This window comes from Candidatus Syntrophosphaera sp. (assembly GCA_019429425.1).
Lineage (GTDB): Bacteria > Cloacimonadota > Cloacimonadia > Cloacimonadales > Cloacimonadaceae > Syntrophosphaera.
On the sequence record JAHYIU010000007.1, the window covers coordinates 1 to 26,550 of the forward strand.

The following is a 26,550-nucleotide window of genomic DNA, read 5'->3' on the forward strand; positions in this document are numbered from 1 at the left end:
AGGGCGTAAAGCGCGGTGGCCAGAGTTCCCACCAGGAAATTTAGCAGCAGTTTGCTCTCCGCGGGGCGCTTGTCTTTCATGTTCAGGATCCAGTAAAATGCCCAAACCAGGGAGGTGGAGACCGCCAAAGCGGAGCCGAGGGGATCGGCAAAATCGAGCCGGAACAGCCTGCCTTGGGTGGAGATCACGATCACGCCGATGAAACTGAGGCAGAGGGCGAGGATGTCCTTGATCCGGAACCGCTCCCTGAGGATGAGGATGGAAAGCACGGATAGCACGATCGCCCAGGTGTAGTTCAAAACCTGCGCTTCCTGGGCCCGCAGCCGGTCATAGGCGATGAAGAGGGCGAGGTAGTAGAGGAAGGGGTTGAGCAGGCCGGCCAGCGCTGACCTCTTCCAAGCGCTGACGTCGGTCCGGAACGCCTTCCAGCCTTTTTGGGCCAGGTTCACCACTCCCAGGAAGATGGTCGCTGCCAGGGATGCCAGAAGCAGCAGGCCGAGCGGCGTGAGATGCCGGAGGCTGAGCTTGAAGGCGGTGGAGACGGTGGACCAGGCCAGCACTGCGCCGAGGGCGTAGAGATAGGCGGTCCTTTGTTCGGTTCGCATGGCTTGGCCAGAAAAAAAGCCTGTCCGGGTGGGGGACAGGCTCAATCAGTCATGGGCGTGTCAGTTCATCCTGTTCAGGATGTTCTGATACTGGGTGGCCAGGGCGGTGTTGTTGGTCAGCTGGGCGCCCAGGATCACGAGGCGGACGGCGTCTTTGTTCGTCTCGTCATAGTTGTGCCATTTGCGGGCGTAGGTGATCATTTCCTCATAATTCTTCATTTCGTTGAGCAGGAAGCTGATTTCCTGGTAATCGGCGTCGTTGTCGCGGATGTCCAGCAGCCGCTTCAGATAGCCCACGGCGCCGGCGTTGTCAGCGAGCTTGTAGGCGATGTATTTGGCGTCGGAGAGGGCGTCGGGGTTCAGGGGTTCGATTTCCAGCACGAGCTGGGTGTTGAGTTTGGCCGCCTCATACTGTCCCAGTTCGAACTGGCAGAAGGACAGGTTCATCAGGTTGTTCACGTTGAGGGGTTCGCGCACCTTGACGCTTTCAAAGAAGGGCAGGGCCGCGGCGTAATCCTTCTTGTTCATGTAGAAGATGCCCATTTCCTGCAGGAGGAGAGGGTCGTTCTGGTCCTTGGCATAGATTTTGAGCAGGATCTCCTCGGCCTTGTCGTCGTCCTTGAGGTCCACCTGGTAGATGGTTTTGAGCTTGATCAGGGGCTCGATGCGGCTGGTATCCAGGGCGGCCACCAGCTCAAAGATCTCGATGGCGCGCTGGGTGTTTCCGGCCTCGGCCTGCTCTTCGCCGGCCTTGAAAATGCGGGTCCAGGCGCTGGTGCGGCGCTTCTTCATGTCGCGGATGTCGGCTGCTTCGTCTTCGGAAAGCTTCTCATACTGCTCCATGATCTTGATGGATTTATCGTAGCCTTCCCAGGCGGCTTTGTTCAGGTCCACGGCCAGGTCCGAGAAGCGCTCGCCGTTGTAGAGGTTGATGTCCGCAACGCGGCGCAGGGCCAGGGCGTGGTTGGGATTGTCTTCCAAAACGAGCTGGTAGTAGGTCATCGCCGCTTCGACGTTTTGCTGGGCGTAATAGACGTTGGCGGTCTTGAGGTTGACGTTGCCCTGGGGGCTGAGCTTCTGCCGCGTGACCGAACAGGCGGATAGCAGCAGCATCGCTGCCAGGGCTATGATAACGAGATGTTTCATGTTGGGGTCTCCTCTGGTAGTTTCACATTTAATAGAAACACTATTATGAACCGGGGATATCAGTCAAGAAATTTTCCAAGCAGGCTCCCTAATTTGCTTTCTGGCAAGCATCTTAGCACAGGCAAAGCAGCCGGATACAATCAGGGTAGCCAAGAATTTTCTTGACCAAATCCTCAGGCGCATAAACTGGGACAAAATAAATACCTTTAATCCGCGCCAGTGAGCCGGAAAGGAGCAAATATGACCACTACGCCTCAATTCCTCGGTCGCAGCGTCTATGACCTCGACGACTATTCCGCAGAAGAAATCATGTATATCCTGGAAGCCGCCAAAGGCATGAAGGAGATCAATCTGCGCGAATACAAAAAGATCCCCACCCTGCGCGGCAAAACCGTCTGCACCCTGTTCGTGGAAAACAGCACCCGCACCCGGATGAGCTTCGAGCTGGCCGCCAGCCGCCTGAGCGCGGACGTGGTGAGCTTCCAGGCCTCTGTATCCGCCCTGCAGAAAGGCGAAAGCCTGCAGGATACCGTCTATACCCTGGACGCGATGGGCATCGACCTCTACTGCATCCGCCACAGCAGCCCCGGCAGCCCGCAACTGGTGCACAAATACTCCGGAAAACCGGTCATCAACGGAGGCGACGGACGCCACGCGCATCCCACCCAGGCGCTGTTGGACATCTTTTCGGTCTGGGAAAAACTGGGCGAACTGAACGGCGTCAAGATCACCATCGTGGGCGATATCCTCAACAGCAGGGTGGTGCGCTCGAATCTGATCGGCATGAAAAAACTGGGCATGGAAGTGACGGTCTGCGGGCCGCGCACCCTGATGCCGGGCAGCATGGAGGAGATCTACGGCTGCCGGGTCGAATACAATTTGCGCGAAGCTTTGCGGGACGCGGACGTAGTGATGGGCCTCCGCATGCAGCTCGAAAGGATGACCGAAGGCCTGTTCCCCAGCCTGGAAGAATACAGCAAGCATTACGTGCTGTCCAAAGACACGATCAAATACGCCAAAAAGGACGCCCTGATCATGCATCCGGGCCCGATGAACCGGGGCGTTGAGATCCTGCCGGAGATCGCGGACAGTACCCACAGCATCATCGTGGAACAGGTGGCCAACGGCGTGGCGATACGCATGGCCCTGATGTTCCTCATCCTCGGCGGCAAGGCATAAAAGGAGAGCTGAAATGACCACACTCATCACCAACGGACTGGCCTACATCGAGGGAAGCTTCGTTCCCTGCGACATCCTCATCAAAGGCTACAAGATCAGCAAGATCGCCCCCAAGATCGCCGGCAAGGCGGATCGTGTCATCGACGCCGCCGGAAAGCACGTGTTTCCGGGCTTCGTGGACCTCCACGTGCATCTGCGCGACCCCGGCCAAACCTATAAGGAAGACATAGTTTCCGGCACCAGGGCCGCGGCCAAAGGAGGCTTCACCAGCCTCTGCGCCATGCCCAACACCGATCCCGTGGTGGACAACATCGCCACTGTTGACTATATCCAACGCCGCGCCAAAGACCTCGGCTCGGCCCGGGTCTATGTGGTGGGGGCGATGACCAAGAAAAGCGAAGGGCTGGAGATCAGCGAGATGGCCACCATGCAGAGCGGCGGGATCGTTGCCGTTTCTGACGACGGGAACTGCGTGCAAAACTCCAAGCTGATGCTGAACTGCATGCGCTACGCCACTAATTTCGGCCTGCCCCTGATCATCCACGCCGAAGACCACAACCTATCCGGAAAAGGGCAGATCCACGCCGGCAGGATCTCCTCCAAAGTCGGCCTGACGGGCATTCCCGGACTGGCGGAGGAAGTGATCATCTCACGCGACATAATGCTGGCGGAAAACACCAAGTCCAGGCTGCATATCGCCCATATCAGCACTGCCAGGTCGATCGAGCTGGTGCGCGAAGCCAAGGAACAGGGGATCCAGGTCTCCTGCGAGGTCACGCCCCACCATCTGATCCTCACCGAAGAGGCCTGCCAGGATTTTGACACCAACACCAAGATGAAACCACCCCTGCGCAGCGAAAAAGACCGCCAGGCCTGCGTCAAGGCCCTGCGGGAGGGGATCATCGACTGCATCGCCACCGACCACGCTCCCCACGCGGATTTTGAGAAAGCCCGCGAGTTCGACCACGCGCCCTTTGGGATAATCGGCCTGGAAACGGCTTTCCCTGCTTTGTACCATCATCTGGTCAAAACCGGGGATCTATCCCTGGAACGTTTGGCGGAAGCTTTGACCTCGGCCCCGGCGCAGTTGCTGGGACTGCCGGAAAGCACTCTGAAACAGGGCAATCCGGCCGACATCACCATCATCGACTTGGAGCAGAACACCTCCTACAAGCCGGAAAACATCCTTTCCAAAAGCAAAAACACACCCTGGCTGGGACAAACCCTCTCCGGACGCGTGCTCTACACTTTTTTGGAAGGCAGGGTGACCTGGCAGGCTGAATGACGCCCGCGTATAAAATCCTGGCTGTAACACGCCGGGAACGAATCAACCGGGATTACCATGTGATCGGTTTACGGGAGCCCGAACTGGCGGCCAAATGCCAGCCCGGGATGTTCTTTGAACTCAAGGCTGGGACGGCGGGGCAGGACAGGAAACTGTTCAAGCCGGTGAGCGTGTATGGCGCGGCCGAAGCTGAGATATCTTTCCTGATCAAGGTCGTGGGATCCGGGACCAAAGCGCTGTCCGAACTGGCCATCGGCGACCCCGTCAAGCTGACCGGGCCGCTGGGAAACGGCTTTCCTATGATTCGCGATTCAAATGTCCTGCTGGTGAGCGGCGGGGTGGGCTATCCGCCTCTGGCGTATTTGCGCGAGGCTCTCAGCTCCGGCAACAGGATAACCTTCCTGCACGGCGGGGCTTGCGCTGATGACGTTTTCCCCTGCGACCGGGTTTATACGCTGGACGGAAGCTGCGGCCAGAAGGGCCTAGTCACCCGGGACGTAAAAGACCTGATAATTGAAGCAAAGATCGATATAGTCTATAGTTGCGGTCCCATCCCCATGCTCAAGGCTCTGGCGGAGATCGTGGCCCCGCTGCCGCATCATGTGAGCATGGAGGCCTACATGGCTTGCGGAGTCGGAGTTTGCCACGGCTGCGCGGTTCCGGTGGGGGATGCTTATCTGCGGGTTTGCGCGGACGGGCCTATCTTCAATGCTGCCGAAGTCTGCTGGGGAGAGTTGTGAACCGCCTCTCGAGCAAATTGGGCAGGCTGGCGCTGCAAAGCCCGCTGGCAGTGGCTTCCGGCACCTTCGGCACGGAGTATTTTGACCTTTTCCCCCAGTCTGTTTTGGGCGCTTATGTTTCCAAAACCATCACCCTGCTCCCCAAAGCTGGCAATCCCCCGCCGCGCCTGTATGAAACGGAAGCCGGGCTGCTCAATTCCATCGGTTTGCAGAATACCGGACTTATCGGTTTCATCGAGGAAGAGCTGCCCCGTCTGCGGTCCATTTTGAAGATTCCCTTGATCGTGAGCTTCTCCGGGGCTTCAATTGACGAGTTTTGCCGAATCCTGTCAGTCTTGGAACAGGAACAGGGGATCTCAGGCTATGAGGTCAATGTTTCCTGCCCCAATGTGGAAAACGAGGGGATCGCTTTTGGCGCCGATCCGGATATCGTTTTTGAACTCACCCGCAAGCTGGCAGAGCTGACCGAAAAAGAACTGGTCGTGAAGCTGAGCCCCAACGTCACCGACATCGCAAAAATCGCACGAGCGGCCGAAGCCGGGGGAGCCACCACACTTTCTCTGATCAACACCCTCTACGGGATGGCGATCGACTGGAACACAGGCAGGTCGCGTATTTCCCAAAAAGTCTGCGGCTACAGCGGCATGGGCATCAAGCCTGTGGCCTTGGCCCTGACCCATAAAACAGCACAGGCGGTCAAGATCCCGCTATTGGCCATGGGTGGGATCCACACCTGGCAGGACGCTTTGGAGTTCTTTTACGCCGGAGCTGCAGCGGTGTCGATCGGAACGGCTTTATACAGTGATCCGCTGGCCGCGGTGAACGTTTACCAGGGGCTGGAGGCATTCTTCGCGGAAAGAGGCCTCACCCTGAACGGCATTATCGGCACAGTGCGCTGATCCGCGCGCAAACAGATCAATCTCAATCCTGAGGCGCGTTGCGGCAGACCCGGAATCCGACTCCATAGTAGATATCAGTGGCCAAGCCGCCAATATTGCGGAAAGTGACTGCGCAAAAAGATCCCTGGCCGTGAAAGCAGCTTCCCCGGTTGACGCGGCAAGTGCCGTAATCGGGGCCATGGGGATTGGTCTGATCGCTTGTTGGATAAGTGGCAAAATAAAAATCCCACACCCATTCCCAGAGGTTTCCGCTCATGTCGTGGAAACCAAGCTCGTTGGGGACTTTAAGGCCCACTATATGGGCCACGCCGCCGGAGTTTTCATTGTACCAGGCCACCAGGTCCACGTCGTTGCTGCCGCTGTAGATAAAATTCAGGGACTGATTTCCGCCTTTTGCTGCGAACATCCATTCCATTTCCGAGGGCAGCCTGTAGCCCGGGGCGCTCCAGTTGCAGTTCAGAAAGTTTTGGTTTTGGTAGTTGGCGTTCCAGCCTGTGGGCCAGGAATCTGGATCAGCCCCGTAATTTCCGTAGCTGTAGCAGGGCGTGATCCCTTCCTGGATGCTCCGCCGGTTGCAGTATTCGATCGCGTCGAACCAGGAAACCCGATAGACAGGATAGCTGGGCCCGACCCCATAGTCGTGGGAGGGATTTTCCTTCATGATCTGCTCGTAGCCGGCCTGGGTGAGCTCATAGCGGTCTAGGTAGAAACTGGAGAGGGTGATGTTTGAGGTGCCGTTGTGAAAGGTGCCTCCCTCCACCAGGATGAAGTTCGAAGGAATGCCGGGGCTGGGTTCGTCTTCGGCGCTGACCTTGAACCGGAATTGGTCGCCGTCCAGCCTGAAGGCCTCGCCGCCGGCGTTCCAGACTATGTGTTTGCCCGTTCCGGAGGCCACATCCGGGCCAATGTCCCCGGAAAGAAGGCCAGAAGAGGGATTCAGATCGAAGCTGACTCCGCCGTTGACAGAGACCTTGAGCTCAATCTCGCATAGATCGCCATCCGCGTCCCAGAGGTCGTACCAGATGTCGACTATCCTGCTTCCGTCAAGCCTCTGCGCGGCGGTGACGTTTGATACCATGGGAGCCGTCTGGGCAAGGCAAAACCCCGCCGCGGAAATAAAGAGCAATAACAGCAATCGCTTCATTTCAGACCTCCCTTGAAGACCGGAAATTCTCTCAGCAAATCCTCCAGGGTCATTTTAAGGCCCGGCTCCGCTTTGAACCAATCGAGATAGCGGGCGAGGCTGCCGTTTGGATCGACATAAGCCAGCACCTTGTAAAACATCTGGGAACGGAAGAGCAGGACCCTATAGTGGGTGTAGGCCAAGCCGGCCGTTTCGCCCAGGAAATAGTAGTACAGGTCATCATCATAGGGGGTTTCGTTATACAGGATGATGTAACCCGTTGGGGCCAGCGGGTCGCCATGCATGTCCAGGGTCACGGCCTGCCAGGTGAGGACCACGTCCACATTGTTGGATGTGTCCAGAGTTAAACCCTGAGGCGGCTGGGGCGGAACGGCGGTAATGAAGAACGGGGTCGCGGAACTGCGGATCGATGAATTGCCGAAGTTGTCAGAGATCTGGATCCGGATTTTGGCAGCATTGGATTCCACGTCGGGCACGAGCCAAGGCTCGGTCCCGTCATTGCTCGTCCCCATGGCGATGGGAACGTAGGTATCGCCGCCATCCAGGCTGTACCAGATGTTGACCGAATTGGGGCTGGGATGGGAATCATAGGCGGACCAGAGGATGGCGTTGGTATCGCCCATATACCAGTGTTCCCCTCCCACTGGCGCGATCAGGGCCAGATTGGGGTTCACTGTATCCAGCGACACATCGCCGGAAACGCCGTATCCGCTGAGCGCGGCAAGTACGGAACAGGCCGGCAGGATGATGGACATAAGCAAGGAGCGGCGCATAGCCACCTCCACGAATTATTGCATACGCGGGTATACTGGTTGCATCTTCATAATCGATAAAAAGCAGAAAGGCCTTTTATGTCAAGGAGTTTTTTAGTCAAGATATGCCACCCCCTTTTGCCGACGCTGAGATGGTTTCGGTTATACAGGGAGTCCGGAAATTCCACTTTCCCACCCATGGCTCCCCTTATCAATACGGTGTCAATACGGACTCATTACGGACAAAGTCCGTAATGAGTCCGTATTGATAGCGTAATGATAAGGAGGGCGAAGGGAAAAATGGGTTGCAGATATAGAGTATCAAGTGAAATTGCAAATAGTATCACTTTCGTTGCAAATCGCTGTTTTTGGTGAGACCCCAGTATCAAGGTCCACATCCATCCTTGAAGTGATCTGTATACTCGGTGACGTTGGGTATTTTGCCACCCCTTCATGTCGTGGATGAAAACCTAACCTACTTGATCTGCAAGAAAGCCATAATTAACTTGACATCAGGCCCGTTTCAAATAGCTTGTCTTATGGATCTTTACTCAGCGCATAGGGGGTGACATGGTTTCGACAGGGAATCAGAGTGTGAGAGATGCATGCCGGAGATGCTGTCCTCTCCGTTATCAAGCAGCAAACAAATCTAATTGCAAACAACAATTACTCCTTAGCAGCGTAAGCTCGCTAACGTTCAACCGTCCCGCGCCGCCGGGGATGGCTTGGGCGTCGCAACAGTGCGGCCGCTCCGGGTCCGAGAGCTCATAAGATCCGGCTAAGACCATGAGCCCTGGCCCCGGCGGGTCTGATTGTCTTTTACCGCCGGGTCCGAGATCAAAGACAACTAAGCATGTAGATTCACTCATGATCGGCTCTTTGGACGCGGGTTCGATTCCCGCCACCTCCACCAGCTTTGGCTACTGGTTTTATAGGGTAATGGGCCAATTCTGCTATTAGTTAACCCTGAATATTGCGTGTTCATTGATCATTACAGTAACCTTGCTGCTTATGGGATTGAAAAAAAGAATTGACAGATTCGAGCAGCAGAATTATAAGTCTTATTATGCGAAAGATAATAACAGCAAAGAATGGTCCTTTAGTTTTCATAAACCCGAAGGAAATTACTGAATCCAGCGGGAATAAATTTTCCGTTGATAAACCTTCTGCAGCTTTTTGCCGTTGCGGACATTCAAATAGCAAACCCTTTTGTGATGGAACTCACGGGAAAATCGGCTGGACAAGCGAAAAACGAGAGGATCGACAACCTCGAAAAGTTGATGATTACAAGGGACAAAAAATCACAATACATGATGATCGTGGAATTTGCGCCCATGTTGGTTTTTGTACTGACGGACTTCCCAAAGTATTCCGGATGGGAGTAGAACCCTGGATCGATCCTGATGCCGAGACGGTGGAAAAAATCATCGCAACCATTAAAAAATGTCCTTCAGGCGCATTGAGTTATTCGATTGACGGTGTAAAATACGACAAATTTTCCACTCAACCCGAAATAGTGGTCACGGAAAACGGGCCATATTTCATTAAAGGCAGCATTGAGCTCGAGGATGATGACCATCCAGAATCGGAAGAGCATTATGCCCTTTGCCGCTGTGGGAATTCCCAAAACAAACCATTTTGCAACGGACAACACTGGCACAGCAAATTCCGCGATGATGGCATAGCCAAAGATGTTGGCCTGAACGAAAACGAAAAAGTGGCCGAAATACAGAAACTTGCTCAAACAGGCAAAAGCGAAAACTCATCCATGTCAACCTTGCGCGAATATCCCACTTTGGATACGCTGGTTTTTAAAGGTGCGCAATTGCATAAAATGCCGCTCAATGAAGATATTCAAGTCAATACTAAAACCATTATCGGTAAAACAGCCAAACATCCTTTGGAATTGGATATGCCGTTTTATGTATCGCACATGTCATTTGGTGCCCTGTCGCGCGAAGCAAAAATTGCCCTGGCAAGAGGTTCATCGCTTGTTGGAACGGCAACTTGCTCCGGCGAAGGCGGTTTGCTGCCTGACGAGCGTAAAGCTGCAAAGAAATTCATTTACGAACTTGGCACTGCCTCATTCTCCCACAAAGACGATTCCATCAAGCAAGCCGACGCCGTGGAGATCAAAATCGGCCAGGGAGTAAAACCAGGTTTGGGCGGACACCTTCCCGGCAACAAAGTTACCGCTGAAATTGCCAAAATTCGCGGACTTGAAAAAGGTGAAGACAGTGTATCACCCGGACGGTTATCGGGTGTGGAAAATTTGGACGACCTGAAAAAAATGGTAGCCCACATACGCCAGATTACAGACGGAAGACCCGTGGGCATCAAATTCGCTTCAGGCCATATTGAAGAAGATCTTGAATTCGCTCTGCAGGCCGAACCCGATTTTATTACCATTGATTGCCGCGGCGGAGCCACAGGTTCTTCACCCAAGTTCCTGAAGGACAATGTTGGCGTGCCGCCCGTGTTTGCAATTCGACGTGCCCGGAAATACCTGGATGCAAGAGGAAGTACTGTAACACTCTGTATTACGGGAGGCTTCCGCAATAGCGCTGATATTGCCAAAGCTCTCGCCCTCGGAGCAGATGCCGTTGCTCTGGCCACCGCATCTTTAATATCCATAGGCTGCATACAGGCAAGAGTTTGTCACACAGGTACCTGTCCGGCAGGGATAACCACCCAAAATGAACAACTGCGCCAACTTTTCGATCCCGAAAACGGTGTGAGAGGTTTTGTTAATTTTTTCACTGGCGCCAATAATGAGCTGAAAGTATTTGCGCGCACCAACGGAATCAAAGATGTTCATAACTTCTGTGTAACTGATCTGCTTACCGACAGTGTTATCGTTTCGCAATTTACTGATATTCAGCATATATAAGTACCAGGAAAAGATGTATGAAAGAAAATAAAGCAAGTATCAAACCTCAGAAGAACGGACCGCTGATAGTAAAGAACCTTGATAAATTCACCAATTCAAGGAATGAAGCGATCGAGATAAAACCTATAATGGTTTTATGCCGTTGCGGAGGGTCAAAAAATAAGCCGTTTTGTGATCAAACTCATGCCAGCATAGGTTTTTCCGACGAACGAAGCGAAACTCGTGTACCTGATAGAAAAGACACCTACAAAGGCAGAAATATAACTATTCACGACAACCGCGGTATATGCTCTCACGCCGGCTTCTGTACCGATAACCTTTCCAGCGTTTTCCGCATGGGCAAGGAACCATGGATTGATCCTAATGGCGCTGATGTGGAGGACATCAAGCTTGTCATTAAAATGTGCCCCTCAGGCGCGCTATCATATACGGAAAACAACCTGGAAACTAATGATTTCTCAAACGACGAGGAAATACACATCAGAAAAAACGGCCCCTATAACGTACGGGGCGGTATCGTGATCGAAAACGTAGACTTGGGCGATGGTGCTTCAAAAGAGCACTACACACTTTGTCGTTGCGGGCATTCAGGAAATAAACCCCGCTGCGATGGTACACACTGGTACGCGGCATTTAAAGACGATGAGGGTAAAACCATTTCTGCCGCTGCACGTAAAACAGAACAGCAAGCACCCGAATGGGTGAAAGTGGCTCAGACTGATGAATTAATGAACGGACAAACCAAAAAACTGAACTTACACAATCAGCAGATACTGCTATCGCGGGTTGATGATAAATACGGTGCAATCGAGGGGATTTGTTCACATCAAGGCGGGCCGCTAATTGATGCCAGGATTGAAGCCAAGATCATTCGTTGCCCCTGGCACGGACATCCTTTTGATCCCCTGAGCGGAAAATCCTTGGGCAACGATGCCAACCTTAAAACTTACAAAACGGATGTTCGCAGTGATGGCATATACCTGGAAATAGCAGCTCCCGAAAAATCGGCCTGGACGGTAAGCCATGTTCTGGCTGAAACATTTGTTAACTGGGGTATCAAGCATGTTTTTGGTATGGTCGGGCATTCCAACCTCGGTATTGCGGAAGCTTTTCGTATTCAGGAAGAAAAAGGGAATATCAAATACATTGGGATTCGCCACGAAGGAGCGGCAGCTTTTGCAGCGTCAGCTTATTCCAAAATTTCGGGCAAACCCGCAATCTGTTTTTCTATTGCAGGACCAGGCGCCACCAACCTGCTAACCGGATTGTGGGATGCTCATATAGACCGCACACCTGTTCTGGCCATTACTGGACAGATTAATACTCAGTTTTTAGGCCCTGGTTCCTTTCAGGAAATTAATTTACCGGCAGCCTTTCAAGCTGTTGCGCCGTTCAGCAAAATTGTTATGCCCGACAGCAATCACGCAGCGCTGGCTTCTTTAGCTCTTAAAAATGCCATTGTTCAACGCAATGTTTCGCATCTGATCGTTCCGGACGATGTTCAAACGCTCGATGCCGGAACCCAGGCACCGGGCGAACCTGATGGGCGGCTTTCCGATACTTGTATCGCTCCAGCCCAGGATGCTGTGAATCTCGCCATGTACCGCATTTGGCGAACCCGAAAACCAGCTGTTATCGTTGGCTATGGAGCCAGAAATAGCATGCCGGAAATTATCGAATTTGCCGAAAAGCTCAGGGCACCCGTATTGACGACTTTCAAGGCCAAGGGGCAGATTTCCGATTCACATCCTCTTGCAGTTGGTGTATTGGGAAAAAGCGGCACACCTCTTTCCGCCCACTTTATGAATACCGCGGATTTGCTCATAGTATTTGGATCATCCTTTTCTCAACATACCGGTATTGACCAAAGCAAGCCTATTATTCAAGTGGACAATGAACAAATGGCACTGGCAAAATTTCATGCCGTTGAGAATCCCATCTGGGGCGATGCAGGGATCACTGCCAGATTATTCATCGAGAAATTGGCAAACTATTCACTATCAACAATATCAACCGAGCAAATTGCTGCCAGTAAAGCAGAGTGGAAAGCCAAGAAAATTGATATGGCTGCAAAGATCGGCACAAATGGGGTGAATTCAAGATTCGTCATTAATGAACTTAGCCGTTTACTGCCCGATAATGCCATCGTTGCGCTTGATGTTGGGAATAGTACTTATTCATTCGGAAGGTATTTTGAATGCAAAGGCCAGCGGGTTATCTTGTCAGGCTATCTCGGCAGCATCGGCTTCGCATTCCCCGCAGCCATGGGCGCTTATTTTGCCATGCCCGGTCGTCAAGTGGTTTCGGTTAGTGGCGATGGTGGCTTCGGTCAATACATGACCGAGTTTAACACGGCCGTTTTGTATAATATGAATATTACGCACATATTACTGAATAACAACGAATTGGGCAAAATATCAAACGAACAACGCGAGGATAAGATCCCGGTCTGGCAAACAAGATTAAACAATCCGAATTTTGCTGATTATGCCAATAATTGTGGGGGATTAGGTATCCAGGTTACAAAAAGAGCTGATTTGGATCATGCTGTTCGCAAAGCCCTGGCTTACAATGGTCCCGCGTTGGTGGAAATTATTACCGACCCGCTTCTTACTTAATCTAGGATAGCGAATTTTAATGAATAGCATGAGAAATAATGTTCAAAGGATTATAAACTCAAATGACAAGCGAGGAAAAAGATGAAAATTATATCAACCCAAGAGCTACGCTCACTAATAGAAAAGAATAACGTGAAAATAATCGATGTGCGTCCCGTGGATGCCTACAATGGATGGCAGTTACAGAGAGAAAAACGTGGCGGACACATCAAAGGGGCAAAATCATTGTCGGACAAGTGGACAGACTATCCGAACTGGATCGATATTGTTCGCCAAAAAAACATTTCACTTGATGATGAATTGGTGATCTACGGCTATACAAGCGAAGGAACGCAAAACGTGGCAAAAATGTTTCAAAAGTCAGGTTATAATAATATCTCTGTGTATGATTCGTTTTTATCTGAATGGGTGATGAACGAAGAATTGCCCATGGACTACCTTCCGAATTACAAAAATCTGGTTCCGGCCGAATGGGTGAAACAGCTCATTTCAGGTGCAAGGCCGCAACATTACAACAATGATAAATATATAATTGTCCATGCCCATTATCGCAACCGCGACGCCTATTTGAGCGGACATATACCCGGCGCTGTAGACATGGACACACTGGCGCTGGAAGCCCCCGAAACATGGAACCGCCGCTCCCCGGAAGAACTCAAGGCTGCCCTCGAAGCGCATGGTATCACTGCCAACACCACCGTGGTCCTATACGGAAAATTCATGTTCCCGGATAATAACGATGAATTTCCTGGCAGAGCGGCTGGCAATATCGGCGCGATCCGTTGTGCCTTGATCATGATGTATGCCGGGGTAAAAGATGTCAGGATCATCAACGGAGGATTTCAATCATGGCATGACGCAGGATATCAAGTGGATACCGATGATTTGCCGAAAAAACCGATTGCCGATTTTGGGGCAATAATTCCACAACATCCTGAATTGATCGTGGATATTGACGAAGCCAAACTAATGCTGAAGGCCACTGATGCAGAATTGGTTTGCGTGCGCAGCTATCCCGAATACACTGGCGCGGTCAGCGGATATAATTATATCAAAGTTAAAGGCCATATACCAGGAGCGATATTTGCAGATTGCGGAAGCGATGCCTATCATATGCAAAACTACCGCAATGTTGACAACACCATCCGTGAGTTTCATGAAATCGACCAAATATGGAGTAATTTAGGAGTCACTCCCGACAAACACCTGGCATTTTACTGTGGAACAGGTTGGCGGGGCAGCGAAGCCTGGTTCAATGCGTGGTTGATGGGTTGGCCCAGGATTTCCGTTTTCGATGGAGGTTGGTTTGAGTGGAGCAATGATCCTACGAATCCGATCGAAACAGAAATACCACAGAAATATTTGCGGTAGATCCATGCTTAATTATGCTGCTATTATAATAGGTTCGGGACAAGCTGGCACACCGTTGGCTTTTAAATATGCCTTAAACAAAAAGAAAGTGGCTTTTATCGAAAAAAAGCATTTTGGAGGGACTTGCCTGAATGTTGGATGCACTCCAACCAAGGCATATGTGGCAAGCGCTAAAAGGGCTTTTGATATCCAGCGTGCTGAAACACTTGGCATTGGCGTACCCACAGATTCAAAAGCGAATCTCGATAAGATCAAAGCACGCAAGGACGCGCTCATCCAAAAATCGGTTAACGGGCTTGCTTCATCACTTGAAGGGAGCCAATACATTGATGTTTATAAAGGTGAAGCACGGTTTGGCGGCCCCAAGGTTGTTGAAGTGAACGGCAAATCGCTTACTGCTGAAAATATATTCATCGATGTGGGCGCAAGGGCCAGAATCCCTGAAGGTTTTGAAAATGTAGATTACCTGACCAATGAAGATATTTTGGGACTTACGGAAATCCCTGAACATCTTTTGATCGTGGGCGGAAGTTACATAGGCCTCGAGTTTGGACAAATGTTCAGGCGTTTTGGGAGCAGAGTCACCATAATTGAAAAAAACGACCGTTTGATAGCATATGAAGATGAAGATGTTTCGGAAACCATCCAGGAGATCCTCGAGGAAGAGGGCATCGAATTCAGGTTCAATTCTGACTGCATTGGGGCATCTCAATCCGCGCCAGGGCATATTAAGGTTAAAACGGACTGCGATGGCGCTGGGGATGAAATTTTAGGAACGCATCTTTTGCTTGCTGTAGGACGCGTACCCAATACTGATCTACTGAATCTGGAAGCTGCGGGCATCAAAACCAACGCCAGAGGCTATATAGTGGTGGATGATCGCCTGCAAACCAATATCGAAGGTGTTTACGCTTTGGGCGATTGCAACGGGAAAGGCGCGTTCACGCATACTGCCTATAATGATTATCAAATTGTTTCAGCAAATATACTTGAAAACGGAAACCGGAAAGTGACTGACCGAATTCAAACCTACGCATTGTTTATCGACCCACCCCTGGGACGGGCAGGCATGACCCTGGCCGCAGCCAAAATAGCCGGTAACAAGGTAAAAACAGCCGAGTATCAGATGGCAAACGTTGCCCGGGCCCGTGAAAAAGGAGAAACCAAAGGATTTATGCGCATCATCATCGATAGTGATACCGACAGAATTCTGGGTGCTTCAATCTTGGGTGTGGGTGGAGATGAGTCGATCGCAAGCATTTTGAATGTGATGTATGCCGATAAACCATACACGCTAATTCGTGACTCGGTGCATATCCATCCCACGGTTTCCGAGCTGATACCGACCATGCTGGAAAAAACGAAATATGAGTAAACCAAATTTGCTGGAACCATTTCCCGGTTTATCCTGTTTGCTGCCGATGGCTGGATGTTATGCCCTTTCCTCGCACTTTTCCTTGGTTGGAGTTCCCAAGGCGGATATCCTGATCAATGGTTTTGTATATGATGCATTGTAAAGAGAACCTCGAGATTTGCAGTGACCAAATAGTAATTGAAGACTACCTTCAAGAGCTTGATATAAGTACCATTAGAAATGATATTATCTTGGGATTGTCGGCACAAGACAAGCACATTTCCAGTAAATATTTCTATGATGAAAAGGGCTCTGCATTATTTGAGAAAATAACCCTGTTACCCGAGTATTATCCAGCACATTGCGAAAAGGAGATCCTTCGAAAATTGGACATCAGCTTTATTCCCGATTTCAAGGATTTGAACATCTGGGAGCTGGGCAGTGGAGACCATACCAAAATATCATTGATAATTGATCGTATCCCCGTGCGCCACCAAAATTCCCTAATCTATCATCCCGTTGACATCAGTAGATCAGCTATGCAGCTTGCTGCAATCAAACTGCTTGAAATATATCCGGATATCAGGATCTGCGGTATTGTCGCTGATTTTATGCACCAGTTGGACGTAATATCTCATGGAAGTAATTGCCTTTTATGTTTTTTGGGTGGCACAATTGGCAATTTTACCTTACAAGAAAGGTCGGATTTTCTAGCTAACATGCATCATATCATGAACGATGGCGATTTTTTTCTGCTGGGTGTCGATACCGTTAAAAGCCGGCAGGTGCTTTATGATGCTTATAACGACAAACAGGGCATAACCGCTGCTTTCAATCTCAATATTCTAAACGTTGTCAACACACTGTGCAAGACTGATTTCAACTCGGAGGATTTCGAACATATCGCTTTATTCAATGAAGATAAAAAACGAATTGAGATGTATCTTGAAGCGCGGACTGACATTTTGGTAAAAAGCCCTTTTACACCGAACGAAATCAAGATTAGAAAAGGGGAGCGAATCCACACCGAGAATTCCCATAAATTCGATGATGAGATGATTATGCAAATGGTTGAGACCTCCGGATTTCGTGTTTCAAAGGTTTTTAGCGATGATAACGCCTGGTTTAAAGTGATCCTATTCCACAAGGCTTGAATTATCTTAATCCGAGAGGAGGCCAATGAACAGGCCCAAAGTAATTCTATATGTTTGTGCTTCAGTTGATGGGAGAATCACGTTTGGGCCCAACACCACCATGTTTGACATCTATAAACAGCCTGAGCTTTATCAAATGCTGATGAATGAGGAAGAGTGGAACAGCTTTTCCAAGGCGGTTTTTGCCCTTCACAAGCCTGACATGTATCTTGAGGGGAGCAACATGCTTGTGGCTGAATGCGAGGAACTGAAAGAGCTGCCCAAATACGGCGGCGGCATTAATGGCCTGTATGAGGATTTTTTCCCGCTGACATTGTGAACCGCCCGGGAAGGAAAACATGGACGGCTGTGGTTGACGGTAGAGGCAGGTTCAGGAATGGATACACGGCGAACACCGATGATCCGGAAACTTACATGGTCCACTTGACGGCTGAAACTGCTCCACCTGAATATCTGGCATTCTTGCGTTCCAGAAACATACCCTATCTTGTGGCAGGAAAAGGAAGGGTGGATCTTTCTGCAATGTTGCGCAAGGTAAAGGAAAAACTCAGGGTGGAAACAATCGTGACCAGCTCCGGTGGGCGTTTGAGCGGAGCTCTGATCAGGAGTTCCCTTTTGGACGAGGTTAACATTCTTCTCAGCCCAATTGTCATTGGCGGTTTTTCCACTCCAACCCTCTTTTCCTCCCCGGATCTTAGCTGGCCATCGATCATGCCAAACAAACTCGCCCTCATGGAAACCAAAACATTGATGAATGACAAGGTTTGGCTAAGGTACAAGGTGGTCTATGATTAAGAAAGGGCAACCACCTTGCTTGAAGCTTATCCGAATTGGCGGGGCTGAGCAGAAAATGCTTTACAAATAACCCTGTCCCAAAATGCTGGGTACAAAATTCATCTGGAGGATGAAATGCCACTTAAACCTGAGGCCAAAACGGCTATCATGGCAGAGTTTAAACTCCATGAATCAGACACCGGCTCGCCGGAAGTCCAGGTTGCCCTGCTGAGCAAGAGGATCAACGAGATCACCTTGCATCTGAAAGAGCATCCGAAGGACTTCAGTACCAGGCGCGGGCTGTTGAAACTGATCGGGCAGAGAAGGCGCCTTCTTGATTATCTGAAACGGAAAGACATTACCCGCTACCGTGAACTGATCAAGGCGCTGAACATCCGCAAATAATACTCCGCCAAGATACAATGGGGTGGATTCTTTCAATGCTATTGGCGGGATCCACCCTTCTTATTGAAACGCTCCGGAACATATCCGAAGCACGTAACGCCAACCCCTACGGGAGTTTGAGCAATACGCTAAAGAGGCGCCCTTAACGCTCTTCAGCCTATTGCTTCTTCTCCCGCAGCCAAACAAGGAGAAGAAAGTGCATAACTTCAACATCATCAAACGCGAGCTCGATTTCTGCGGCCGCAAACTCTATGTGGAAACCGGCAGAATGGCCAAACAGGCCAACGGCAGCGTTTTCATCCGTTACGGAGACAGCTCCATATTGGTCACCGCCACCATGAGCAAAGACCCTGTGGAAAACCAGAATTTCTTTCCCCTAACGGTGGATTATATCGAAAAGATGTATGCCAGCGGCAAGATCCCGGGCGGCTTTTTCAAGCGCGAAGCCCGGCCCACAACCGACGCCACCCTTTCCGCCCGCGTCATCGATCGCAGCATCCGCCCGCTCTTTCCGGATGGATTCCGCAACCAGGTGCACGTCGTATTGAACGTGCTTTCCTATGACGGAGAGAACGATCCCTCCGCCCTGGGCATCTTCGGAGCCTCTTTGGCCCTGACCCTGTCGGACATTCCGTTCAAGGGCCCGATCGCGGGAGTTACTGTCGGCCTGATCGACGATCAGATCGTGGTTAACCCCAATCAGACCGATTTGGATGAAATATCCAAGCTCAACCTATCCGTGGCGGCATCTTCAACTTCAGTGGTGATGATCGAATCCGCCGCCCAGGAAATCAGCGAAGAGATCATGCTCGATGCCGTCTACACCGGCCACGAAGAGATCAAGAAGCTCTGCGCCCTCCAAAACGACATGGCTGCCGAATGTGCCAAACCCAAGGTGGAAATTGACTTGATCGGTATCCCGGAAGAGATCATGGCCAGGGTGGAAACCGAATTCGGGACCAAGATCGCCGAAGCGGCAGTCATTCTGGGCAAACAGGAACGCCAGGACGCCTTCGACGCGGCCGAAGCCGAGATGCCGGAAAAGCATCAGGCCGAAGACGGGGATGCCTTTGAAGAGAACGAAAAGTGGTATAAAGAGGCTTTTGAAGAATTGATCCGCCGCTATGTGCGGGATTCGATCCTGAACAAGCACCACCGTGTCGACGGACGCGGTCTGGACGACATCCGCGAGATCACCTGCGAGATCGACGTGCTGCCAATCGTGCACGGCTCAGCCCTCTTCACCAGAGGCGAAACACAGTCCCTGGGCACCATCACCCTCGGCGGCGGCAGCGATGAACAGATCATTGACGGCCTCGAGGTTGAATACAAGAAGCATTTCTACCTGCACTACAATTTCCCGCCCTTCAGCGTGGGCGAAGCCGGCAGAATGGGACCCGTGGGACGCCGCGAACTGGGACACGGCAACCTTGCAGAGCGCGCCCTCACCTGCGTTTTGCCCGATAGGGAAGCCTTTCCCTACACCATGCGCATCGTCGCCGACACCCTGGAATCGAACGGTTCCTCGTCCATGGCCTCGATCTGCAGCGGCTGCCTGGCCATGATGGCTGCCGGCGTGCCGATCAAAGCTCCGGTTGCAGGAATTGCCAACGGACTGATCATGGAAGGCGAAAACTACGTGGTTCTGACCGATATCATGGGCCTGGAAGACCACCTGGGCGACATGGATTTCAAGTGCGCCGGCACCCGCGAAGGCATCACCGCCATGCAGATGGATATCAAGATCGAGGGCATCACCAAAGACATCATGCGCATAGCTCTTGAGAAGGCAAAATCTGCGCGATTCCGCATCCTGGACCTGATGCATGAATGCATTGCCGAACCCAGAGAGGAACTGGCACCCACAGCTCCGCGCATCGAAGCCTTCAAGGTACCCGTGGACAAGATCGGCGAGATCATCGGGCCGAGCGGTAAGATGATCAAATCAATCATTGAAGTCTGCCAGGTGGAGATCAACATCGAGGACGACGGAACGGTCCGCATCCTCTCTCCCAACAAAGATTCGATAATGAAAGCCAAGGAAATGATCAAAGGCATCGCCATCGATCCCGCGGTCGGTGAGGAATTTGAAGGTCCGGTGACCCGCATCGAGCCCTACGGCGTTTTCGTTAAGATCCTGAACGGCGCTAAGGAAGGCATGGTGCACGTTTCCCAGATGCATACCTCGCGCATCGGACATCCGGAGGATATGGTCAAGCTTGGCGATATCGTCCATGTCAAATCCCTGGGAATGGAAAAAGGCAAACTTTCCCTCACTATGAAAGGCGTCGCCGGAAATCCGGAGCCCGATCCCAACGCTCCCCAGCGTGAACGGGCACCCTACCGCCGCGACGACCGGGGCGGAGACCGTGACCGCCGTCCGCAGGGACGTGGTGGAGACCGTTTCCACAGGAGATAATCCAATCAAGAGTGCCGGATCTGGTTTTGTTTGACGGGATCCGGCACTTTGTTTATTATGTAAACCCAAACAGGAAGTAAGTTATGGAATACCAGATTGCCGATATCACTTTGGCCGGATTAGGCCGCAAAGAGATCGCGCTGGCCGAGATCGAGATGCCGGGATTGATGGCTTTGCGCAGGAAATACGGGAAAAGCAAGCCCCTGGGCCGGGCCCGGATCACCGGCAGTTTGCACATGACGATCCAAACGGCCGTCCTGATCGAAACCCTCATTGAACTGGGGGCCAGGGTCCGCTGGGCCAGCTGCAACATCTTTTCCACCCAGGACCAGGCTGCCGCCGCCATGGCTGAAATTGGCGTGCCTGTCTTTGCCTGGAAGGGCGAAACGCTCCAGGAATACTGGCAATGCACCCTCCAGGCCTTATCCTGGCCTGATGGCGGGCCCGACCTGATCGTTGACGACGGCGGAGACGCCACCCTGATGGTTCACGAGGGTTACCGGCTGGAAGAGGAATTTCTGGCCACTGGCATCCCGCCTGAAGCCACTGCCGACAGCGAAGAACTCCGTATCGTGCAAAGTCTCATCATTGCCGGGCTTAAAGACGATCCGCGGAAATGGCATCGCATGGCCGAAGCTTTACGCGGTGTCAGCGAGGAAACAACGACCGGGGTCAACCGGCTCTATCAGAAGCTGGCGGTGGGGGATCTGCTCTTTCCGGCGTTCAATGTGAACGACTCGGTCACCAAATCCAAATTTGACAACCTCTACGGCTGCCGCGAATCCTTGGCCGACGGCATCAAGCGCGGAACGGACATCATGGTGGCCGGCAAGGTCGTCATGGTTTGCGGCTACGGCGATGTGGGGAAGGGCTGCGCGCAATCCATGCGCGGTTTCGGCGCCCGGGTCGTGGTTAGCGAGATCGATCCCATCTGCGCCTTGCAGGCCGCGATGGAGGGTTTCGAAGTGAACACGGTCGACAACATGCTCGATGAAGCGGATATCTATGTGACCGCGACCGGCAACTGCGACGTTATCCGGGTCGACCATCTGCTGAAGATGAAAGACCACGCCATTGTCTGCAACATCGGCCATTTCGACAACGAGATCCAGGTGGACAGGCTGCTGGCCATGGAAGGCGTGGCCAAAGAGAACATCAAGCCCCAGGTGGACAAGATCCATCTGCCCAACGGCCGCGCGATCATCCTCCTTTCAGAGGGGCGTCTGGTCAATCTGGGCAATGCCACGGGGCATCCCTCTTTCGTGATGAGCTGTTCTTTCAGCAATCAGGTCCTGGCCCAGATCGAGCTCTGGCAAAACCCCCATGAGATCGGGGTTTACACCCTGCCCAAGCTGCTCGACGAAGAGGTTGCCCGGCTGCATCTCGAGAAGCTGGGAGTGGAACTGACCCATCTGAGCAAACACCAGGCCGAATATATCAGCGTACCTATCCAGGGGCCCTACAAACCTGATCATTACAGATATTAAGCGATGCCCACCCACGCGCCGGTTATCATCGATGAGCTGTTTGGCGAGCTCAAACCCGCCGAGGGTGACGAACGCTGGACAGTGGTGCACACCAAGCCCCGCTGCGAAAAGAAACTGGCCGATTACGCCAGAAGAAGCGGGATCGTCTATTACCTGCCCCAGATCGAGAACAAACGCGTCTATCAGCGCAGGAAGGTCAGCTTCACCCAACCCATGTTTCCCGGCTATCTGTTTTGCGTTGCCGACGCGGACAAAAAACGGACCCTCACCATTTCCGGATACACTGTCTCCTTCATCAAAGTCCCCCTGCAGGAGGAACTGCTCGAAGAACTGCTCAACATCAGGCTCAGCACCCAGCCCAAGGTAGAATTCCAAAGCACCCTGTGGCTTTCCGAAGGCCTGAAGGTGGAAGTCATCAAAGGTCCGCTCAAAGGAGTGACGGGCATCGTGGAAAGCCATGCCAAACTCGGCGAAGTCAGGCTGCAGGTCAACATCCTGCGCCAGGCCGTAATGGTCAAGCTCGATCCCCGGGACCTCAAAATTATTAGCGATTACGTAATAGTGGATGTGGATAAATGAAAATACTGATCACCGGAGGAGCGGGATTCATCGCTTCGCACGTCACGGACGCCTATCTGGATGCAGGACATGAAGTTGTCGTTGTGGACAACCTCTCCACCGGCTCGCTGGACAACCTAAACCCCCGGGCCAGATTTTACCGGCTGGATATCTGCGATCCCACGCTGGATGAGGTATTTGCCGCCGAACAGCCCGATATCGTGAACCACCACGCCGCCCAGGTCAGCGTGCCCCTGTCCATCGCCGACCCCCAGCGCGACGCGGAGGTCAATGTCAAAGGCTTGATAAACATTCTGCAGAGCAGTGTAAAGCATAACATCAAGAAAGTTATCTTTATCTCTTCTGGCGGAGCTATTTACGGTGAAGCAAAAGAGTACCCGACCGCCGAAAACTATAGCCCCCAACCGCTCTCGGTCTACGGCATCAACAAATACGCAGGCGAACTGTATCTGCGCTTCTACCGCCACCAATATGGCCTGAACCACACGATCCTCCGCTATTCCAACGTTTTCGGCCCCCGCCAGGTAGCACACGGCGAAGCGGGAGTGGTTTCGATTTTCATCGAGAAGCTGCTTGCCGGCGAAACCCCCACGATCCATGCCTATCCTGATGAACCGGAGGGCATGATCCGTGACTATGTCTACGTGCTGGACGTGATCCGCGCCAATCTTGCCGCTCTGGACCGTGGAGAGAACGACTTTTTCAACATCGGCACCGGGATCGAGACCACCACGACCCTGCTGTACAGAACGATCACCCAGCAAATGGGGAAGAAGCTGAAGCCGCACTACGGCCCGGCCAGGCAGGGCGACCTGCGCCGCTCGATGCTCAATTGCGCCAAAGCCTTCAAAGAACTCGGCTGGAGCCCCGTCTATACCTTGGAAGAAGGCATCAGGGAAACGATAGCGTATTTCCAAAACAGAAGGGAGAAACAATGAACCTGGCAATAATTGGCACTGGATACGTGGGCCTGGTGAGCGGCGCCTGTTTCGCGGAGATGGGCAACAAGGTCATCTGCGTGGACAATGACAACAGAAAAATAAAGATGCTAAACAACAATGAGATACCGATTTACGAACCCGGACTTAAAGAATTGGTTCACCGCAACAGCCATGAAGGCAGGCTGAGCTTCACCAAGGACATCGAAGCCGCAGTCAAAGCGGCGAAGATCATCTTCATTGCCGTCGGCACCCCACCCGACGAGGATGGCTCCGCTGACCTGCAATACGTTCTGGCCGTGGCCAAAGACATTGCGCGCCACATGCAGGACCACAAGATAATCGTCGATAAATCCACCGTGCCCGTGGGAACCGCCGATCTCGTCGCGGAAACGGTCAGAGAGGTTCTGGGCTCCAGAGGCCGGGACATACCTTTCGATGTGGTCTCCAATCCCGAGTTTCTCAAGGAAGGTGCGGCGATCGAAGATTTTCTCAAGCCCGACCGCGTGGTGATCGGAGTTTCAAGTCCCGAAGCCGGCAACATCATGCGCGAACTGTATCTTCCCTTCAACCGGGCCAATGACCGGGTGATCCTGATGAGCGTGCGTTCCGCCGAGATGACAAAGTATGCCGCCAACGCCATGCTGGCCACCAAGATCTCCTTCATGAACGAACTGGCCAGGCTCTGCGAGGCCATGGGCGCCGACGTGGGCGAAGTGCGCCACGGGATCGGCTCCGACAGCCGCATCGGCTACAAATTCATCTATCCCGGAGTCGGATATGGCGGTTCCTGCTTTCCCAAGGACGTCAAAGCCCTGATCCACATGAACCGGCAAAAGGGCCTCCAGCCCCGCATCATGCAGGCCGTGGAAGAGGTCAACGCGGAGCAGAAATTACTTTTAGTCGATAAGGTTAAATCTCATTTTGGCAACGACTTGAATGGACTCGTTTTTGCAGTCTGGGGCCTGGCCTTCAAACCTCAGACGGACGACATGCGGGAAGCGCCCTCCGTGGTGATCATCAACGCCCTTTTGGCATCTGGGGCCAGGGTCCAGGCTTACGATCCCGTGGCCATGGACGAAGCGAAGAGGGTCTTTGGCGGCAAAACCGGGCTCAGTTATGGCCTCGACGAGTATCAGGCCCTGGTTGGAGCAGACGCCCTTTTGCTCATCACCGAATGGCACCAGTTCCGCTATCCCGATTTTGGCCTGATCAAAGCCAACCTGCTCCAGCCGGTTATCTTTGACGGCCGCAACCAGTTTGACCCCCGCCAGATGCGTGAATTGGGCTTTGCGTATTACTCCATCGGCAGGATGTAAGCCGGTTTGATTGGCTGACTGGGCTGACCAACCCAGATTTCCCCCTGATATTCTGACCCTTGGTTGACTGGACGTTTCCCGCCGGATTCACGCCCGCCGGGCGGTTATCGTACGGGAGAAGTACGGGGGGCGGGCGAATGAGGTTTCAGGGCGAAATAGGGTTCAATCTTCCGCAAAGAATTTCGCCACTTCCTGCATCCGGGTGGGGATGTCGATATGCTGGGGGCATTTGCTGAGGCATTCGCCGCATTGAACGCATTTGTCGGCGCGCATTTCCTCGGTGATCCAGGCTTTGTATTCATGGGTGTGGCGTTCCTTGGCTTCGAACATGATGGCTTCGTTGTAGATCCCAAAGACGCCGGGAATGGCCACTTTATGAGGACAGGGCAGGCAATAGCGGCATTCGCTGCAGGGGATGGCGATGCGCCGGAGATACTCCAGGCGGGCCTGATTGTAGACCTTCAGTTCCCTGTCATCGAGCATGCCGGCCTTTGCGTGTTTGGCCAGGCGGATGTTTTCCTTGAGCTGCTCCAGGCTGCTCATGCCGGAGAGAGCGACAGTGCTGCCGGGAAAGTTCCAAACCCAGTTCAGGGCGCGCTCGACAGGGCTCCAAGCGTGCCGGCTTTTGGACCAGATGGCTGCGATGCTCTGGGGAACGTGCTGGACCAGTTTTCCGCCGCGCAGAGGCTCCATGGCGATGATGCCCAAACCCTTTTGCACGGAAAGTTCGTAGCCTCTGATGCCGGCCTGGTAGCGGGTGTCCAGATAGTTGAACATGAATTGGCAGAATTCCCAATCGTAAGCTTCGACGATCTTGCGGAACACGGGATACTTGTCGTGGAAGGAGAAGCCGATGTGGCGGATCTTGCCGTCAGATCTGGCTTTGTCCAGCCAGTCCAGCACTTTCAGGCCGCGCATCTGCTTCCAGGATCTTTGGCCCAGGGAGTGGAGGAGGTAATAATCGATGTGATCGGTGCGCAGCTTTTCCAACTGCTGATCGAGGTAGGAATCCAGGTCTGAGGGGGTTTTCACGAGCCAGCAGGGTAGTTTGGTGGCAATATAAAGTTTCTCGCGCGGCACCTGGTCCACGAAGCGACCCAGCAAGGGTTCGCTTTCCCCGCCGTGGTAAGGCCAGGCCGTGTCGAAGTAGTTGACCCCGTTATCGAGGGCGTAGTGCAGCATTTCCTGGCATTTGTCCTCGTCCAGCTTGTTGTCCGGAGTGGTGGGCAGGCGCATGAGGCCGAGCCCCAGGATGGAGAGTTTTTCTTTCTGTCCGGGCATGGTTCGATATTGCATGTTATCCTCGCTCCAATGTTTTTTTTCCTGATGCTGGAAGCGGGGAAAACTGTCAATCAGTTTTCTGGCCCGGGGTCGCTGAAACTTCCGCCGCTCTTGAAACCTGAACCAGGGTCACGGCTTGCCGGGAAAGAATGTCCTTGACACAAAAAGCGCATTTAGGGTTTGGCTTGAGCATGAAAAAAATACAAGATAT

Annotated in this window: 22 protein-coding genes and 1 other RNA gene; 18 read left to right on the plus strand and 5 right to left on the minus strand. The window is 52.5% G+C overall.

The window, feature by feature from the left end; genetic code table 11:
• Both K0B87_01490 and K0B87_01495 read right to left on the minus strand, forming a co-directional pair.
• Positions 1–605, minus strand: a 605-nt coding sequence (locus tag K0B87_01490) for a DMT family transporter (GenBank protein ID MBW6513410.1), incomplete at its 3' end; no start/stop codon positions are given.
• A 60-nt stretch (positions 606–665) separates the two neighbouring features.
• Entirely contained in the window at positions 666–1,751 is a 1,086-nt protein-coding gene (locus K0B87_01495; GenBank protein ID MBW6513411.1) for a tetratricopeptide repeat protein, read from the minus strand.
• A gap of 240 nt (positions 1,752–1,991) precedes the next feature.
• Between K0B87_01495 and K0B87_01500 the strand changes: the two genes are divergently transcribed.
• From K0B87_01500 to K0B87_01515, 4 genes are read left to right on the plus strand one after another with little or no spacing between them, the layout of a single operon-like run.
• Complete coding sequence (locus tag K0B87_01500) at positions 1,992–2,930, plus strand: aspartate carbamoyltransferase catalytic subunit (protein ID MBW6513412.1); 939 nt, start codon at positions 1,992–1,994, stop codon at positions 2,928–2,930.
• 13 nt (positions 2,931–2,943) lie between these two features.
• Positions 2,944–4,215 (plus strand): dihydroorotase, encoded by a 1,272-nt coding sequence (locus K0B87_01505; protein ID MBW6513413.1) that lies wholly within the window; start codon positions 2,944–2,946, stop codon positions 4,213–4,215.
• The gene (locus K0B87_01510; GenBank protein MBW6513414.1) at positions 4,212–4,955 is read left to right on the plus strand and encodes a dihydroorotate dehydrogenase electron transfer subunit; all 744 of its coding nucleotides are present in this window, start codon (positions 4,212–4,214) and stop codon (positions 4,953–4,955) included. Before K0B87_01505 ends, K0B87_01510 begins: the two co-directional genes overlap by 4 nt.
• Positions 4,940–5,854: a dihydroorotate dehydrogenase gene (locus K0B87_01515; GenBank protein MBW6513415.1), complete on the plus strand. Its 915-nt coding sequence runs from the start codon at positions 4,940–4,942 to the stop codon at positions 5,852–5,854. The genes K0B87_01510 and K0B87_01515 overlap by 16 nt, the downstream gene beginning before the upstream one ends.
• A 22-nt stretch (positions 5,855–5,876) precedes the next feature.
• On the opposite strand, the gene K0B87_01520 is transcribed toward K0B87_01515, so the two are convergent.
• Both K0B87_01520 and K0B87_01525 read right to left on the minus strand, forming a co-directional pair.
• A complete protein-coding gene (locus K0B87_01520) occupies positions 5,877–6,998 on the minus strand; it encodes a formylglycine-generating enzyme family protein (GenBank protein MBW6513416.1) in 1,122 nt (373 codons plus the stop codon).
• Positions 6,995–7,771 (minus strand): hypothetical protein, encoded by a 777-nt coding sequence (locus K0B87_01525; GenBank protein MBW6513417.1) that lies wholly within the window; start codon positions 7,769–7,771, stop codon positions 6,995–6,997. Before K0B87_01525 ends, K0B87_01520 begins: the two co-directional genes overlap by 4 nt.
• 540 nt (positions 7,772–8,311) lie before the next feature.
• Here K0B87_01525 and ssrA point away from each other — a divergent pair.
• From ssrA to K0B87_01595, 14 genes are all read left to right on the plus strand, one after another.
• Positions 8,312–8,663: a transfer-messenger RNA gene (gene ssrA, locus K0B87_01530) on the plus strand.
• A gap of 153 nt (positions 8,664–8,816) precedes the next feature.
• A complete protein-coding gene (locus K0B87_01535) occupies positions 8,817–10,640 on the plus strand; it encodes a CDGSH iron-sulfur domain-containing protein (GenBank protein MBW6513418.1) in 1,824 nt (607 codons plus the stop codon).
• A 17-nt stretch (positions 10,641–10,657) separates the two neighbouring features.
• Entirely contained in the window at positions 10,658–13,258 is a 2,601-nt protein-coding gene (locus K0B87_01540) for a CDGSH iron-sulfur domain-containing protein (GenBank protein ID MBW6513419.1), read from the plus strand.
• Between the two features lie 81 nt (positions 13,259–13,339).
• Entirely contained in the window at positions 13,340–14,629 is a 1,290-nt protein-coding gene (locus K0B87_01545; protein MBW6513420.1) for a thiosulfate sulfurtransferase, read from the plus strand.
• Between the two features lie 4 nt (positions 14,630–14,633).
• Entirely contained in the window at positions 14,634–16,004 is a 1,371-nt protein-coding gene (locus K0B87_01550) for an FAD-containing oxidoreductase (GenBank protein ID MBW6513421.1), read from the plus strand.
• Between the two features lie 116 nt (positions 16,005–16,120).
• The gene (gene egtD / locus K0B87_01555; protein MBW6513422.1) at positions 16,121–17,137 is read left to right on the plus strand and encodes an L-histidine N(alpha)-methyltransferase; all 1,017 of its coding nucleotides are present in this window, start codon (positions 16,121–16,123) and stop codon (positions 17,135–17,137) included.
• Between the two features lie 25 nt (positions 17,138–17,162).
• A complete protein-coding gene (locus tag K0B87_01560) occupies positions 17,163–17,456 on the plus strand; it encodes a hypothetical protein (protein ID MBW6513423.1) in 294 nt (97 codons plus the stop codon).
• 29 nt (positions 17,457–17,485) lie between these two features.
• The gene (locus tag K0B87_01565; protein ID MBW6513424.1) at positions 17,486–17,932 is read left to right on the plus strand and encodes a dihydrofolate reductase family protein; all 447 of its coding nucleotides are present in this window, start codon (positions 17,486–17,488) and stop codon (positions 17,930–17,932) included.
• Positions 17,933–18,046: 114 nt separating this feature from the next.
• Positions 18,047–18,316 (plus strand): 30S ribosomal protein S15, encoded by a 270-nt coding sequence (rpsO, locus tag K0B87_01570; GenBank protein ID MBW6513425.1) that lies wholly within the window; start codon positions 18,047–18,049, stop codon positions 18,314–18,316.
• 196 nt (positions 18,317–18,512) lie between these two features.
• The gene (locus K0B87_01575; protein ID MBW6513426.1) at positions 18,513–20,735 is read left to right on the plus strand and encodes a polyribonucleotide nucleotidyltransferase; all 2,223 of its coding nucleotides are present in this window, start codon (positions 18,513–18,515) and stop codon (positions 20,733–20,735) included.
• 83 nt (positions 20,736–20,818) lie between these two features.
• Positions 20,819–22,222: an adenosylhomocysteinase gene (gene ahcY / locus K0B87_01580; protein ID MBW6513427.1), complete on the plus strand. Its 1,404-nt coding sequence runs from the start codon at positions 20,819–20,821 to the stop codon at positions 22,220–22,222.
• A gap of 3 nt (positions 22,223–22,225) precedes the next feature.
• A complete protein-coding gene (locus K0B87_01585; protein MBW6513428.1) occupies positions 22,226–22,801 on the plus strand; it encodes a hypothetical protein in 576 nt (191 codons plus the stop codon).
• Positions 22,798–23,739, plus strand: a complete 942-nt coding sequence (locus K0B87_01590; protein ID MBW6513429.1) for an NAD-dependent epimerase/dehydratase family protein — start codon at positions 22,798–22,800, stop codon at positions 23,737–23,739. The genes K0B87_01585 and K0B87_01590 overlap by 4 nt, the downstream gene beginning before the upstream one ends.
• Positions 23,736–25,058, plus strand: coding sequence for a UDP-glucose/GDP-mannose dehydrogenase family protein (locus tag K0B87_01595; protein MBW6513430.1), 1,323 nt, complete (start codon positions 23,736–23,738; stop codon positions 25,056–25,058). Before K0B87_01590 ends, K0B87_01595 begins: the two co-directional genes overlap by 4 nt.
• Positions 25,059–25,220: 162 nt before the next feature.
• Here K0B87_01595 and K0B87_01600 read toward each other — a convergent pair whose 3' ends face one another.
• Positions 25,221–26,354: an aldo/keto reductase gene (locus K0B87_01600; protein MBW6513431.1), complete on the minus strand. Its 1,134-nt coding sequence runs from the start codon at positions 26,352–26,354 to the stop codon at positions 25,221–25,223.
• Positions 26,355–26,550 lie beyond the last annotated feature (196 nt).